The organism is Ferroplasma sp., assembly GCF_037442045.1.
Lineage (GTDB): Archaea > Thermoplasmatota > Thermoplasmata > Thermoplasmatales > Thermoplasmataceae > Ferroplasma.
Genome location: NZ_JBBIRC010000036.1, coordinates 1 through 13,610 on the forward strand (window position 1 = coordinate 1; position 13,610 = coordinate 13,610).

The 13,610-nt window shown below is 34.5% G+C and carries 14 protein-coding genes; 10 read left to right on the forward strand and 4 right to left on the reverse strand.

Annotation, left to right across the window (positions count from 1 at the left end; genetic code table 11):
* Positions 1–130 precede the first annotated feature (130 nt).
* A complete protein-coding gene (locus tag WKI77_RS05640) occupies positions 131–364 on the forward strand; it encodes a nucleotide-binding protein (RefSeq protein ID WP_337860851.1) in 234 nt (77 codons plus the stop codon).
* On the opposite strand, the gene WKI77_RS05645 is transcribed toward WKI77_RS05640, so the two are convergent.
* Positions 361–597 carry a hypothetical protein gene (locus WKI77_RS05645; protein ID WP_337860852.1) on the reverse strand — a complete coding sequence of 79 codons (237 nt, stop codon included), beginning with the start codon at positions 595–597 and terminating at the stop codon, positions 361–363. The two genes, WKI77_RS05640 and WKI77_RS05645, sit on opposite strands and share 4 nt — an antisense overlap.
* 12 nt (positions 598–609) lie before the next feature.
* Positions 610–1,143 carry an rRNA adenine N-6-methyltransferase family protein gene (locus WKI77_RS05650; protein ID WP_337860853.1) on the reverse strand — a complete coding sequence of 178 codons (534 nt, stop codon included), beginning with the start codon at positions 1,141–1,143 and terminating at the stop codon, positions 610–612.
* Positions 1,144–1,455: 312 nt separating this feature from the next.
* On the opposite strand from WKI77_RS05650, the gene WKI77_RS05655 reads away from it, so the two are divergent.
* From WKI77_RS05655 to WKI77_RS05665, 3 genes are read left to right on the forward strand one after another with little or no spacing between them, the layout of a single operon-like run.
* A complete protein-coding gene (locus WKI77_RS05655; RefSeq protein WP_337860854.1) occupies positions 1,456–1,815 on the forward strand; it encodes a DsrE family protein in 360 nt (119 codons plus the stop codon).
* 14 nt (positions 1,816–1,829) lie between these two features.
* Positions 1,830–2,444 (forward strand): formylmethanofuran dehydrogenase subunit E family protein, encoded by a 615-nt coding sequence (locus WKI77_RS05660; protein ID WP_337860855.1) that lies wholly within the window; start codon positions 1,830–1,832, stop codon positions 2,442–2,444.
* A gap of 1 nt (position 2,445) precedes the next feature.
* The gene (locus tag WKI77_RS05665; protein WP_337860856.1) at positions 2,446–2,793 is read left to right on the forward strand and encodes a metalloregulator ArsR/SmtB family transcription factor; all 348 of its coding nucleotides are present in this window, start codon (positions 2,446–2,448) and stop codon (positions 2,791–2,793) included.
* 400 nt (positions 2,794–3,193) lie between these two features.
* Here the strand turns inward: WKI77_RS05665 and WKI77_RS05670 are convergent, their stop codons facing one another.
* Complete coding sequence (locus tag WKI77_RS05670; RefSeq protein ID WP_337860857.1) at positions 3,194–3,823, reverse strand: hypothetical protein; 630 nt, start codon at positions 3,821–3,823, stop codon at positions 3,194–3,196.
* A gap of 81 nt (positions 3,824–3,904) precedes the next feature.
* Here WKI77_RS05670 and WKI77_RS05675 point away from each other — a divergent pair, with 81 nt between their 5' ends.
* The 3 genes from WKI77_RS05675 to WKI77_RS05685 all read left to right on the forward strand — a co-directional run bounded on the left by WKI77_RS05675 (position 3,905) and on the right by WKI77_RS05685 (position 6,802).
* Positions 3,905–4,888, forward strand: a complete 984-nt coding sequence (locus WKI77_RS05675; RefSeq protein ID WP_337860858.1) for a GTPase — start codon at positions 3,905–3,907, stop codon at positions 4,886–4,888.
* On the forward strand, positions 4,857–6,500 hold the full coding sequence (locus WKI77_RS05680) for a glutamate--tRNA ligase (RefSeq protein WP_337860859.1): 1,644 nt from the start codon (positions 4,857–4,859) through the stop codon (positions 6,498–6,500). Before WKI77_RS05675 ends, WKI77_RS05680 begins: the two co-directional genes overlap by 32 nt.
* Positions 6,501–6,562: 62 nt before the next feature.
* Entirely contained in the window at positions 6,563–6,802 is a 240-nt protein-coding gene (locus WKI77_RS05685) for a hypothetical protein (protein WP_337860860.1), read from the forward strand.
* 1 nt (position 6,803) lies between these two features.
* Here WKI77_RS05685 and WKI77_RS05690 read toward each other — a convergent pair whose 3' ends face one another.
* Entirely contained in the window at positions 6,804–7,496 is a 693-nt protein-coding gene (locus tag WKI77_RS05690) for a hypothetical protein (protein WP_337860861.1), read from the reverse strand.
* Between the two features lie 424 nt (positions 7,497–7,920).
* Between WKI77_RS05690 and WKI77_RS05695 the strand changes: the two genes are divergently transcribed.
* The 3 genes from WKI77_RS05695 to gyrA all read left to right on the forward strand — a co-directional run bounded on the left by WKI77_RS05695 (position 7,921) and on the right by gyrA (position 13,593).
* Positions 7,921–9,186 carry an ammonium transporter gene (locus WKI77_RS05695; RefSeq protein WP_337860862.1) on the forward strand — a complete coding sequence of 422 codons (1,266 nt, stop codon included), beginning with the start codon at positions 7,921–7,923 and terminating at the stop codon, positions 9,184–9,186.
* A gap of 90 nt (positions 9,187–9,276) precedes the next feature.
* A complete protein-coding gene (gyrB, locus tag WKI77_RS05700; RefSeq protein ID WP_337860863.1) occupies positions 9,277–11,208 on the forward strand; it encodes a DNA topoisomerase (ATP-hydrolyzing) subunit B in 1,932 nt (643 codons plus the stop codon).
* A gap of 9 nt (positions 11,209–11,217) precedes the next feature.
* Positions 11,218–13,593, forward strand: a complete 2,376-nt coding sequence (gene gyrA, locus WKI77_RS05705; protein ID WP_337860864.1) for a DNA gyrase subunit A — start codon at positions 11,218–11,220, stop codon at positions 13,591–13,593.
* Positions 13,594–13,610: the final 17 nt, after the last annotated feature.

Consider the following 13,610-nt stretch of genomic DNA (forward strand, 5'->3'; position numbering starts at 1 on the left):
ATATATCAATAGAAGAAATATGCAGGAACCACGGAATAGCATTTTCTTTCCTTATAGATTATGATCTCTGATTTATTGACAGTTTTACAGATTTCAAAAAATTTAAATAGCACAATTATAATTTAGTTTAATGAAATGTTCTACACCTAATTGTACAGGAGAAATGGAGCCAGCAGGAAATATGAATTTTAGAGTAGGTGGTTACACTGGAATAGGCGGGATGTTCCTGGGAGGATGGAATGATTTGTCAGAAACCACTCAAACATTTACATTATACAAATGCAACACATGCGGAAAAGTTGAATTGTACGAGCCACAGCCTCAGCAGGATAATTCAGTTGAAAAGAAACATCATTTTCTTTAACGCCTGAAATAATTTTTTGATTCATTTTTGTTGTTAGTTTCCTTTACAATTTTTTTCTGTTTCTTTATTCCAAAAGGGTCTATAGAAGAATGAGTTTCTGATATTGTGTCTTCCCTCTCACCTTTTATTTTTTCCTTTTTGTTTTCCGGTAACTGATCTTTTACATTCTTAATTGCCATCTTATTTCTTATCGGTTTTATTGAATTTCTATTTCCATTATTGTCTTCACTCATAATTATTCCCCGTTATTTTTCCATATAATATGAATCAAAATAATTGTATTCAAAATCCATATGGATTCCAGGTTTAAAGCCTGCATCAGTAAATATCTCATTTAATTCATCATGGCATATTCTAATATCCAATGGTGGGCCCATCTCACTTTTTTTATTAAACTCTATTAAATAAACATTCAGTGGTTTTTTGGAATTATTTATCATAAAATTCAGTACATCCTTTCTGCATTCTATGTCATGGAAAACAGTAGAAAAGAATATTTTATTAAATCCTTTTATGTCTACTCTGCACATATCTTCGTTAACGATGCTGAAATTTGACATATCCATAAGCCTTTTTCCAATATGCGGGATAACATCAGGGTTTCTTTCAACTGCATATACCTTTCCGGAAGTAAGTTTATCTGCAAATATTTTAGAGTAAAAGCCATCTCCTGCTCCCATATCTATAATTATATCGTCGGATTTTAAATTCATCTCTTCAACAATTTTATTGTAAGGGATATATTTCTCCCTGAATTCATTTATTCTTTCATATCTCATTAACATTTAATATGTATATAATATTTTAATATTTCTCACTTAATGCCTAAGTTGCATAGCAAGAGATACTTGTCTTTAGGAAAAGAAGAAGAAAATATCTATAGAAACAGGGATGATTACCAGAAAAAGCGTGATGGCAAAAATTGAAGCAGAAATATAGAAAAGAAATGATAACACTATTGAATACTCGAGTTTTGTTTCTAGATGTAATTTAATGAATACGAATATAACAATGAGTCTTTATGCATATATCTTAATGTGACTATTAACAAAGTTTATTAGTATATGCGCATTTACTAATATGAGAATTATATGACAGGAAAAATAGCAATAGTAATAAACTCAGGGCTTGATCAGCGCGAAAAGGTAATGTCTGGACTTCATGTTGCAAAAAGAATCCATGAGGCCAGGAAAGAGAACGGAATAGAAATGGTTGAAGTTTTTCTATTCACTGGCGGTGTCAGGGCTCTAGAAAAAGATCAGAAAAATGCTGATATGCTGGATGCAATCAAGGAACTACGGGAATCGGGGATTTTAATTGAGGCCTGCTCAAACCAGGTCAAGAGCTGGAATATAGAAGATATATTCTCCAGCAATGGAATAAATCTGGAGTTTGCCAGGGATGCATTTTCAAGATATGCAGTTCAGGGATACACTGTCATTTCTTTCTGATTTTGAGGAGATAAATGATAATAGTAACAAAACTTCCGGTGTTTACGGTTCTCGATACCGAATCAAGCCATGGAAGGTATTCACAGAGTACCATAAAAATAACCTTTGATGACATGGTAAAATTCCATGGACACGCCTGTGATGGTCTTTACCGCGGCACATATGCCCTATCAGTTGGTTTAAAATCCTTATTTCCAAACGATATCATAGATAGGACAGATATCAGGACAATATCACGCAACAGTCCCTGCCTTGGAGATGCCGCTTCCTATCTTACCGGGGCAAGAGTAAGATTTGGAACCCAGGATGTAGCGGGCGTGCCAGGTGTGTGGTATATATTGCAGAGGATTTCAACAGAAGAAGCAGTAAAAGTAGCTGAAGAGCCCGGATTTTTTCCCGGGGAAGTATTAGATGCTGAAGCATCCCTTGATATTGCTACCAGAGAAGAATTGCCTGCAAAGCTTGATCAGCTAAAAGAACTTCAGGATAATTGGGTAAATAATATTCTTCTTAAAACTAAGCCAGAAGACCACTACTACGCTAAGAGAATAGATTACAAATGGAAGGAAGTCAAGTATGAAAACACAGGTATAAGAAGTGATATTAAATTTAAGAATGTGATGCGGTAATATGGTAAAACCACAATTTAATTCAAGCCTCCCAGAGCTCGCTGATATATTCAAGGTTCTTGGAGATCCTACCAGGTTGAATATATTAGCACTCATACACATTCAGGAATTGTGTGTCTGCGAAATAACTTCAATTCTCAATATATCGCAGTCTAATGCCTCCCAGCATCTGGCAAAGCTGAGGTTAGCAGGTCTTGTAAAAGAGAGGAGAACTGCCCAATGGATTTATTATTCAATTAACCCGGAATCATTTCCACTGATTGTTGAAATTCTTGGATTACTCCCCGATGCCTCTAATGAGTTGAAAAATATAGGAGATTTTCCTAACCATCCAGGATGCAAGATTTAATTGTACATATTTAGAAGGATAAATTATCTCTTTCGGTTATGGTCATTTAAAATTTCATAAAATTTCAATGAGTTATATACCATATGCATTATATAATCGTACAGTGCAAATTAATAACAAATAAGTAAACCATGGAATGCTGAATAGTAATATATTATTGTAATAGACTATTTCGAAAATAATATACCAGTAACGAAATTATGCTGGAATCATGGTATAATACTATCATTATTGTATAAAGAGAAGAATGAATTTTTAGATGTAAATAAAATTATATATGGAGATCAAAAACTCTGATTGAACATAATTTTAAAATATATTAAATCAGTTATAAATAACGAATTAATTATGCAATAGACTGTTGCTTAACAATATATTACATAAGGAATATGTTCAGTGTTTATCTTTCTACCATCTTTGCTGAAATAACCTTGAAAGCTTTTGTAAGGTCTTTCTCATCAAGAAGTATAACGGTATCGCTGTAAAATGAAATCATATCCAGTATATTTAATCCGGCTCTATATAAAAGCATTGTAATAAAATTGACATAACCCTTTGTTTTTTCAATTTCTTCAGGGCTTATAATTGTAAGCTGGCCAAGATTTTTTTTATACTGTATTATCTGGTCATCGGCAAAGAAATTGGCAAATCCTTCTATTGTGCTGTTATCACCGACAAGTGAAAAAGAATTTGTTGTTTCAACTAAATGCACAGAATTTAACTTTTTTAAATTTCCAATAATTCCTGTAATGATTTTAAGGCTGTCATAGCTCTTTTTTATTACTATTAATGAAATATTTGATGCCATTTCAAGATTTGACTTATCCAGAATTTGGGAACTGGAAGATGGCAATTTATCATCCCTATATCTTTTAATGGCTGCCATTGCTGCATCAATATCATCTATACCAGCATCAACCATTATCTCACGTGCCAGTGCAGAAATGTTGATAATTCCATTATTTAAATAATCTTTTATGTCTGGATTTTCATTAATGTACTTTCTGACAATCTCTGCGGTATTAACCATTTTATACTGTATAATCAAATTGTTAAAATAATTTATTAATTAAATATGAAAAGGATATTAACCACTTTATAATTTGGTTATATGTTTGATTACATTCCAACGGTATTAAGATCACAGGAAATCATAGACAAATCATTTCATAAAGCTTCAAATATAGTTGAGCCATATTTTCCCAGAAAAGAACTAAAAATACGCAAGGAAATCACAGATAGAATTTCTACGATTGAATCAATTTCCACAGGCCATCTGGATAAAATTATCAGAAAATTTCCAACCATTGAGACAATGCATCCATTTTATTTCGACCTTATTGATTTAATGTTTGATGTTGACAAATACAAACTGAGCCTTGGTAATGTTCAGTGGACAACCGATAAAATTAAGGATTTCAGCACCATTTACATAAAAAAACTGAAGGGCGCAAAAACAATAAATGATATGAACACAATAATGAAAACATATTACGGGCGATTTTCATCGTTGATAAATAATATAAATAAAGATCTTTTATATCTGGGAGAATGCAGAAATTATCTCCGCAGGCTTCCCGGAATAGTAACTGATATACCGACTTTCATTATAGCAGGAATACCAAATTCTGGAAAAAGCTCATTAATTCAAAAATTGACAGGAACATCACCGGAAATTGCAAGTTATCCATTTACGACAAAGGAAATACTGATTGGATACAAAAATATAGGAATAAGGAGGGTGCAGTTCATTGATACGCCAGGAATCCTGGATCGGCCAATGGAAGATCGAAACGATATTGAAAAAAGGGCAATAATAGCATTATCAAAAATCGAAGGAACAATATTATTTCTATTTGATTATTCTCAGACTTCCAACTATACAATTGAACAACAAAACAACCTTTATAATGAAATCTCTGAAACATTTTCGAATAAAATTATAAGGGTCCAGACAAAGATCGATATCAGTGAAAGAAAAGAGGAAATATGCATATCGTCTGTAAGTCCTAACGGGCTTAAAGAACTTGATGAAGTTGTAGTATCAGAAGTGGATGGTTTTTATGCAGCAAGAAATCAGGAAACAAGTTATTAAAAACGCATATCTTCATGGTGGAAAGGCAGATATTTCATCTGTTGTTGGGAAATTAATTTCAATTAATCCAGATGTTAAAAAAGATATGAAAAACGTTATGGCATTGATCAGGCAGGAAGTGGAAAATGTAAATGCAATGACTTATGAACAGATATCCAGTATCGTAAACATTGAATTTCCAGATATACTTATAAAAGAAAAGAAAGAGGAAAAGCACGAACTTCCTGATCTGCCCAATGTAAATGGGGAAGTTGTTATGAGAATGGCCCCATCACCATCAGGGCCGCTGCATATAGGGCATTCAAGAATGGCGATTCTCAATGATGAATACGTAAAAAGATACGGAGGAAAGCTCATACTTAGAATTGAGGATACAAATCCTGAAAATATAGATCCTGATGCCTATGATTTAATCCCTGAAGATTTAAAATGGCTCGGCGTAAATGTTACCGAAACTGTAATACAATCTTCAAGGATGGAATTTTACTATTCAGAAGCAAAAAGAATGATATCTGAAGGTTATATGTATGTAATCGAGGAAAACCAGCAAGAATTTCACGATTTGAAACTGAAAAAGATACCAGTAAAGGAAAGGAATGCTGATCCAGAGGCAAATTTAGAAAAATTTGAAAAAATGCTCTCAGGTTATTACAGTGATGGTGAAGCTGCATTGGTAATGAAAACAGATATAAACCATCCTAACCCCTCAATAAGGGACTGGATAGCCTTCAGAATAAATTCCCATGAGCATCCACTGACAGGAAACAAATATTGTGTATATCCTACCATGAATTTTTCAGTATCTATTGATGACCATTATCTTGGATTAACACATGTAATAAGAGGAATAGACCATCTGGTTAACACTGAAAAGCAAAAATATGTGTTTAAGTACAATAACTGGAAAATTCCCGAGTACTTCCATTATGGCTTCATAACAATACCTGATACGGTGCTCAAAACAACAATAATAAAAAAGGGAATAAGGGCAGGCGAATATTCAGGATGGGATGACATAAGGCTTGGAACTATCCTTGCCCTTAAAAAAAGAGGTTATAGCCCGGAAACGTTCAGAAAATACTGGGTCAATTCCGGAATGAACAAAAGCAACGCAACATTTTCATGGGAAATCTTTAATTCTATAGACAGGGATATCAGAGACTTCAATACCGAAAGATATTTCTTTGTCCCGGATCCGGTTTTAATAAATTTAAAGAATCCGGAACCCATAAAAAGCCATGCAATGATTCATCCACAGAGGCCGGAACTTGGCTACAGGGAATATATTCTTGAAAAAAATGCCAATATATATTTGCCAGAAGAAGATTTGAAAACGATAAATGAAGGAGAAATAATTAGAGTTAAAGATCTCTGTGTTGCTGTGAAAACGAATGGAAGCCCAGTATATAGCAATGAAGAGCCATCGAAAAGGGTAAAAATTATCCAGTGGGCCCCTGAAAATTCTAACAATATTGAAATATTATATCCTGATGGCACCACAGTTCCAGGAAAAATAGAGCCACTGGCAATGAAAAAACATAAAGTTGTGCAGCTAGAACGTTACGGTTATGTTAATCTTGACGGAACAAAAGGATACTTCCTATACAAGTAATTTTGCAATTTTCATGGTCTCAAAATAAAAAATCATAAGTCCATGTTTACTATATAGTTATTATGAATACTGATGACCAGAGAGAGGTAATATGCGGAGGAGACCCTGAGAATTACCTGAAAGCATTTCTTAAAGGGCTCTATTTTGATTTAGATGACAATGAAGAAATAAAAGTTATATTTTCTCCAGAGAAATTTCCTTTTAACAGAGAAAAATTCGAAGAAATGGCAAGGGCTGCAAAACTGAGTTTAATAGATTACAGTGAAACTGAAAAGGAAAAGGACATAATATTAAGAAAATAATTTATATTTTTCCCATGTGGTTGCCCAGAGCAATGGCCAGTTTATAGAGGAATTGATGGTCTTCACCGCCCTGTATTATTCCACAGCATTCCTTTTTATTAAATTGTATCCTTCTAATTTTTAAAACATTGTACTCCATTTTCGCATCTATAATTTCACTGCCAAAAGAGATTTTTTCAACAAAAGATCGTTTTTCCCTTAAAATTTCGGCATCAATTATAAAATAGGCATTTTCAGGTATTATTCCACAGCAAAAGATATTTTTATCATCATATTTTAAAAGAAATTCTTTCTTATCTTCCATATGAATCGATGCTGCAATGATATATTTTACAGAACATGTATTGAATATTTTTACTTTTATATTTCCTGCTTTGCCTTTAAAATAGCTTTTGTCAGCAATAAAAATATACGCTTTATTGTTTCTTATTTCTATTCTGTTGAATCCAAGATGTCCGTAACTATCATAAACAAAGCCCAGTGCAAGGTATTTTACATTATTTAATGAATCATGAAGCAATGGAATGGATTTTAGACCCTTGAATGAATGTTTGAATTTTTTCTTTTTTATAAAATAGTTATTATCTTCCTTTATACTATTTACAGATCTTATTTTGGCCTCATATTCCTTTGTTTTATTATCCTTAAATAAATCTACGTATACTTTCCAGCCATTTGATTCTAAGCAGTCCATGCACCTAAATTATTTTCCCCAATTAATCTTTAACTAATTAAACTATTATAGCATTAAATTCCAATAATAAAGGATATTTTCTAATAATTTTAAAAAATCTAGATTTTAGGATCCACAAATAAAATGAAAATACCATGTTTTCAATTATTTCTTAAACACCATGGCAAAATTTTTAAAAAAATATGTTTTTGGAAATTATCAAAGTTATAATATTTTTAATGTTTAACTTTTATACTCAAAATTATATTTCATATATTTAACAAAAATACATTGTTTTACAATGGTATCATCCATTGACTTCCCAAATCATTACATTAATTATCTTGTCTACCAATATTTAATATAACAGGATATACTGAAATTTGTGATAATCAACATTTGTTCCAATAAAAACTCTTATAGTTAACAGATTAATTATAATAAATTGGAAGCACAATATTTAATAAATAACTTATGGGTAATTATTGCCGCATTGCTTGTATTCACCATGACCATTTCAGTGGGTTTTCTAGAAATCGGTGAAATGGGAAAAGGATATAAAAGAGCTTTAATAAAAACAGTAATGATTACTGGATTATCACTTGTTGTTATGGCAGTAATAGGATTTAATACCGCTTTTGCACCAACATTATATGGAGTAATCGGGAACCCTCTTTATTCAAAGGGATTATTGCTCGGTTCATATTCTGGAGTTTCTTTCAATGGGGTATGGTGGTCGATGAAGCCAAATTACTTTAATACAGGTTTAACCGAATATACTTATTTTCTTTTTGAAACTGCCTTTGCCTCAGTGACACTTGCTCTTGTTGGCCTGGTTGTCCTTAAGAAAATGAAATTATTGCCTTTCTTTATATTCGCTATTATTTATTTTATAATCATATGGAATCTGCCTGCTGCGTGGATCTGGAATCCAACTGGCTGGCTGTATGAAATCGGCATGCGTGATTTTGCCGGTGGCCTTGTTGTGCATGGAGCAGCCGGAGCAGCAGGTCTTGCAATAATGGTAAGAATATACATTGAAGAACGGAAAAAGAAAATAAATTCAAATAAATCCGCGTTAAAAATAAATCATACATGGTTAACCCTATCAATTTTATTGCTTCTTGTCGGATGGTTTGGATTCAATCCAGGAAGTGTACTTGCCTTCAACACTGAGGCAATGAATGTTGCAGTTGTCACATTTTTAGCCGCTGGTTCAGCAATGCTTTCCACAGCTTTATTTGTATGGTTAATAAACAAAAAGGATCCAGCAATTGGAGATTTTGTTAATGGCATACTGATGGGATTAATAATCATAACCCCTCTGGCTGGATTTGTCAGTGCAGGAAGTGCCATAATCCTTGGCATTATTGGAGGGCCCCTGCTCATATTTTCGGAAAACATGCTTCAAAAAGTAAAGTGGCTCGATGATCCTATGGGATTAATGCCGGGGCACGCTGTTGGAGGGCTATTTGGAATCATTATGATTGGATTTTTCACACAGCATGCATTTGCTATTGCTTCTGGAGATCCAACAATTCCCAGCGGAATATTTTTCAATGGGGGCATGAGTGCGCTGCATCAGCTGGGCATTGAATTGTTTGGAATAGTTGTTGTAATGGTAACCGTTTTTGCCATATCTTATGCAGTTTTGTCTGCCATAAGCAAAATAACACATGGAATTATTGAAACCGAAAATAAGGATGAATAATATCTGTTTTTCCCTATTCCATTTTTATCCACAATAACAGGTTCATATTAAAAAAACTTATAACCAGCTGTTGTATTATAGAGAGATACCATGGATAATTATGATGCATCACAGATACAGATTCTAGAGGGACTTAAAGCAGTTAGAAAAGTTCCGGGAATGTATATCGGATCAACAGGACCAGATGGGCTTCACCATATGGTGTATGAAGTTATTGATAACTGTATAGACGAAGCAATGGCTGGTTACGGATCTGATATAAACATAGTAATTTATAAGGATGGATCCATATCTGTCGAAGATGACGGAAGAGGAATACCTGTAGATATTCATCCAAAATATCACAGGCCCGGGCTTGAAATCGTTATGACCGAACTGCACAGTGGAGCAAAGTTTGACAAGCATGTTTACAAGGTAACAGGTGGATTGCATGGTGTTGGAGTCCACGTTGTCAATGCTTTATCCGAATATCTTATCGCACTGGTAAAAAAGGACGATAAAATTTACTATGAAAAATTTGAGAAAGGTGTTCCTGTTACGGGTTTAAAAGTTCTTGAGAGCAAGGCAAGAGTTGATGACCCTGAAATTAAGGATATAGATATAAAGTACCCTAAACATGGCACTATTATAAAATTCTATCCAGACACAACAATTTTTGATTCCATTGATTTTTCATACCAGGTTATTTCTCAGAGAATAATGGATCTGGCATTTTTGAATTCAAATATAACAATTGAATTCACTGACTTAAGATCAGGAAAGCATCAAAAATTCCATTTTGATGGTGGCTTAATAGAATACGCACAGTTCCTTGACCAGGGAAAGGAGCCAGTGAATAAGGAGCCAATATACTGCCATGAAGAATACAAGGATTACGTTGTTGAATTCGCATTGCAGTATGTTCAGGATATAACTGAAACTGAAGAAAGTTTTGTGAATAATATAAAAACTCCTGAAGGCGGAACACATTTAACAGGTTTTCACGCAGGATTATCCCGGGCTGTTCTGGACTATGCAAGGACAAAAAATCTGGTAAAGGGTGTCACTGCATTAACCGGGGATGATACTCGAGAAGGATTAACAGCAGTATTGCATATAAAAATGTTTGATCCCCAGTTTGAAGGGCAGACAAAGGAAAAACTTGGAAATTCAGCTGTTAAAAGCATAGTACTATCAATTACAGAAAAATACATTAAAGATTATTTTGAATCATATCCACCAGTTGCAGATTCCATAATTAAAAGAGTGCTTGCATCCGCTGCGGCAAGAGAAGCATCAAGAAAGGCAAAAGATCTTGTAAGGAGAAAAACAGCGCTGGAAAGTGGCACATTGCCGGGAAAACTTGCAGATTGCTCATCCAGTGATTCGGACCAAACCGAAGTGTATATAGTGGAAGGAGATTCTGCAGGCGGTTCGGCAAAGCAGGCGAGAAACAGAGAATATCAGGCCATACTTCCGCTGCGTGGAAAAATATTGAATGTTGAAAAATCAAACGATAACAAAGCACTGGAAAATGAAGAAATTAAAAACCTTATTACAGCAATAGGAACAAGCATAAAAGACAAATTTGATATGAAAAATCTCCGTTATGGGAAAATAATTATAATGACCGATGCCGATGTTGACGGAGCACATATCAGGACATTGCTTCTTACCTTCTTTTACAGGTATATGAATGAACTTATACAGGGTGGGCATGTATACTTCGCACAGCCTCCATTATTCAGAGTCCAGAAAGGAAGTGAAATCGTATATGTTTTCTCGGAAGATGAAAAAGATCGAGAAGTTGCCAGAATGGGAAAGAATGTTGTTATCCAGAGGTTTAAGGGTCTAGGAGAAATGAATCCCGAGCAGCTATGGGAAACCACAATGAATCCAGAAACAAGAAAATTAGTGCAGGTAACTATAGAAGATGCATTATACGCCGATCAGCTTTTTAACATACTTATGGGTGAAAAAGTTGAGCCAAGAAGAAAATTCATAGAAGATAATGCAAAGTACGTGCAGAATCTTGACATATAGGTGAAATAAATGTTATTACGTCCAATTGAAGAAGAAATTAAAACATCATATTTAGATTATGCAATGAGTGTAATTGTCAGCAGGGCAATACCGGATTTCAGGGATGGATTAAAGCCAGTGCAGAGAAGAATAATATATTCAATGTATGAACTTGGCGTTACCCATGATAAGCCATACAAAAAATCTGCCCGTATTATAGGGGAAACCATGGGTAAATATCATCCGCATGGCGATTCTTCAATATACGAGGCTCTGGCAAGAATGGCACAGGATTTTTCCCTGCGCTATACGCTGATAGATGGCCAGGGAAACTTTGGCTCTATTGACGGTGATTCTCCAGCAGCTATGAGGTATACGGAAGCCCGGCTTGGAAGAATTGCAGAGGAAATGGTAAGGGACATAGAAAAGGAAACCGTTGATTTTTCCCCAAATTTTGATGGTTCTCTGGAGGAACCTGTGTATTTTCCATCCAGGATACCCCAATTATTGATAAATGGCACATCTGGAATCGCAGTGGGAATGGCAACAAACATGGTTCCCCATAATTTGTCTGAAATTTCAGATGCCATAATGTATGGAATAGACCATCCAGGATGTAACGTTGAGGAGCTTTTAAAATTTGTCAAAGGCCCGGACTTTCCAGGAGGCGGTGTGCTTTACAGGAATTCAGATCTCCTGAATATTTACAGAACAGGCCATGGCAAGGTATTCTGCCAGGGCGAAATTGATGACGAAGAAAAGAAAAAAATTATAATAAAAACACTGCCATACGGAGTTAACAAGGCATTATATATTCAAAACGTTGCAGAACAGGTAAAAAATGGAGTTATAAGCAACATAACTGATATAAGAGATGAAAGCGACAGGAATGGCATAAGAATTGTAATTAAGGTCAGGAACGATGACAGCAAGGGGTTAACAATAAACCAGTTATATGAGCATACGCCACTGGAAACCACAATAGGCGTGAATAACCTGATGCTCCTGAACAATGAACCAAAAATAATGACTTTAGATGCAATGATTCTGGGCTTTATCGAATTCAGGCTTGGGATAATAAAGAAGCGTTCTATATTTGAAGTTAATAAATTAATGGACCGTGAACACATACTCTCGGGGCTTGTAATTGCACTTCAAAATATAGATCTTGTAATAAAAATTATCAGGTCATCGGAAACCGTAGATATGGCAAAATCATCGCTTATGGCACAGTTATCACTTTCTGAAAAGCAAACTATTGCAATACTGGACATGAGGCTCCAGCGTCTGACCGGTCTTGAAATTAAGAAAATAAATGAAGAATTAATAAGCATAAAGGAAAATATTGTAAGGCTCAATGAGATAATAAATAACGAATCTGTAAGAAGAAATGTTTTAAAAGATGAAACCCTTGAAATTAAAAAACAATTTGGCGATGAGAGGAGAACAAAAGTACTGAATAGAGATATCAATGAGCGGAATGACGAAGATCTGATACCCAATGAAGAATCAATAATGATTTTAAGTGAAAACGGTTTATTAAAGAGAGTATCCTCCGAAGAATACAATGTCCAGAAACGTGGAGGAAAAGGAACAATTACTGCCACTAGAAAAGAGGATGCTGTACGCAGCATTCTTTCCTGCATGTCCCATGATATGATATACTTCTTTACAAACACAGGGCGTGTATTAAAAATAAAGGCGTATACAATAGAGAAAAAATCAAGAACATCACTTGGAAGCGTTGGTGGGACTTTTCTAAAAATGAGTGAAAATGAGAAGATAAAACAAATAATGAAATCACCCGAAAGCTCAAAAAGTTTCCTTATTATAATTACAAAAAACGGATTTATAAAAAGGACTCCTGTGAAAGAAATACTGGATATGAGGGAATCCGGGCTAAAGATTATAAAACTTGATGAAGGCGATGAAGTTGTTTCAGTCATGGATATGGAAAAACCATCAAAAATATTCGTGGCTTCAAACAATAACAAAGCAGCGGTATTTCTAAGTGACGAGGTTTCCGTTACTGGAAGGGCTTCCAGAGGAGTTAAATCAATGAGACTCAATGGATCAGAGATAATTAACTCATTTTTAGTCAATGATGAGGATACTGTAATGAGTATCACGGAGAACGGAATAGGGAAAAGAACAAAAATAAGTGATTTTTCAATACATCACAGAGGGTCATCTGGAAATCTAATATTCAAGGAGAATGAAAGAACCGGAAAACTGGTAACTGCATTGCCCGTTCAGGATTCTCAGGAAGTGCTTATAATAACAAAAAACAATAAGACAATAAGGCTGAATTCTGATGAAATTAAAATACAGTCACGTGTCTCATCTGGAGTTAAGCTCATAAATGTGGACGACGATGATCTTGTTGTTGCAGCATCCGTGCTTTGACATAAATATCTTAATTA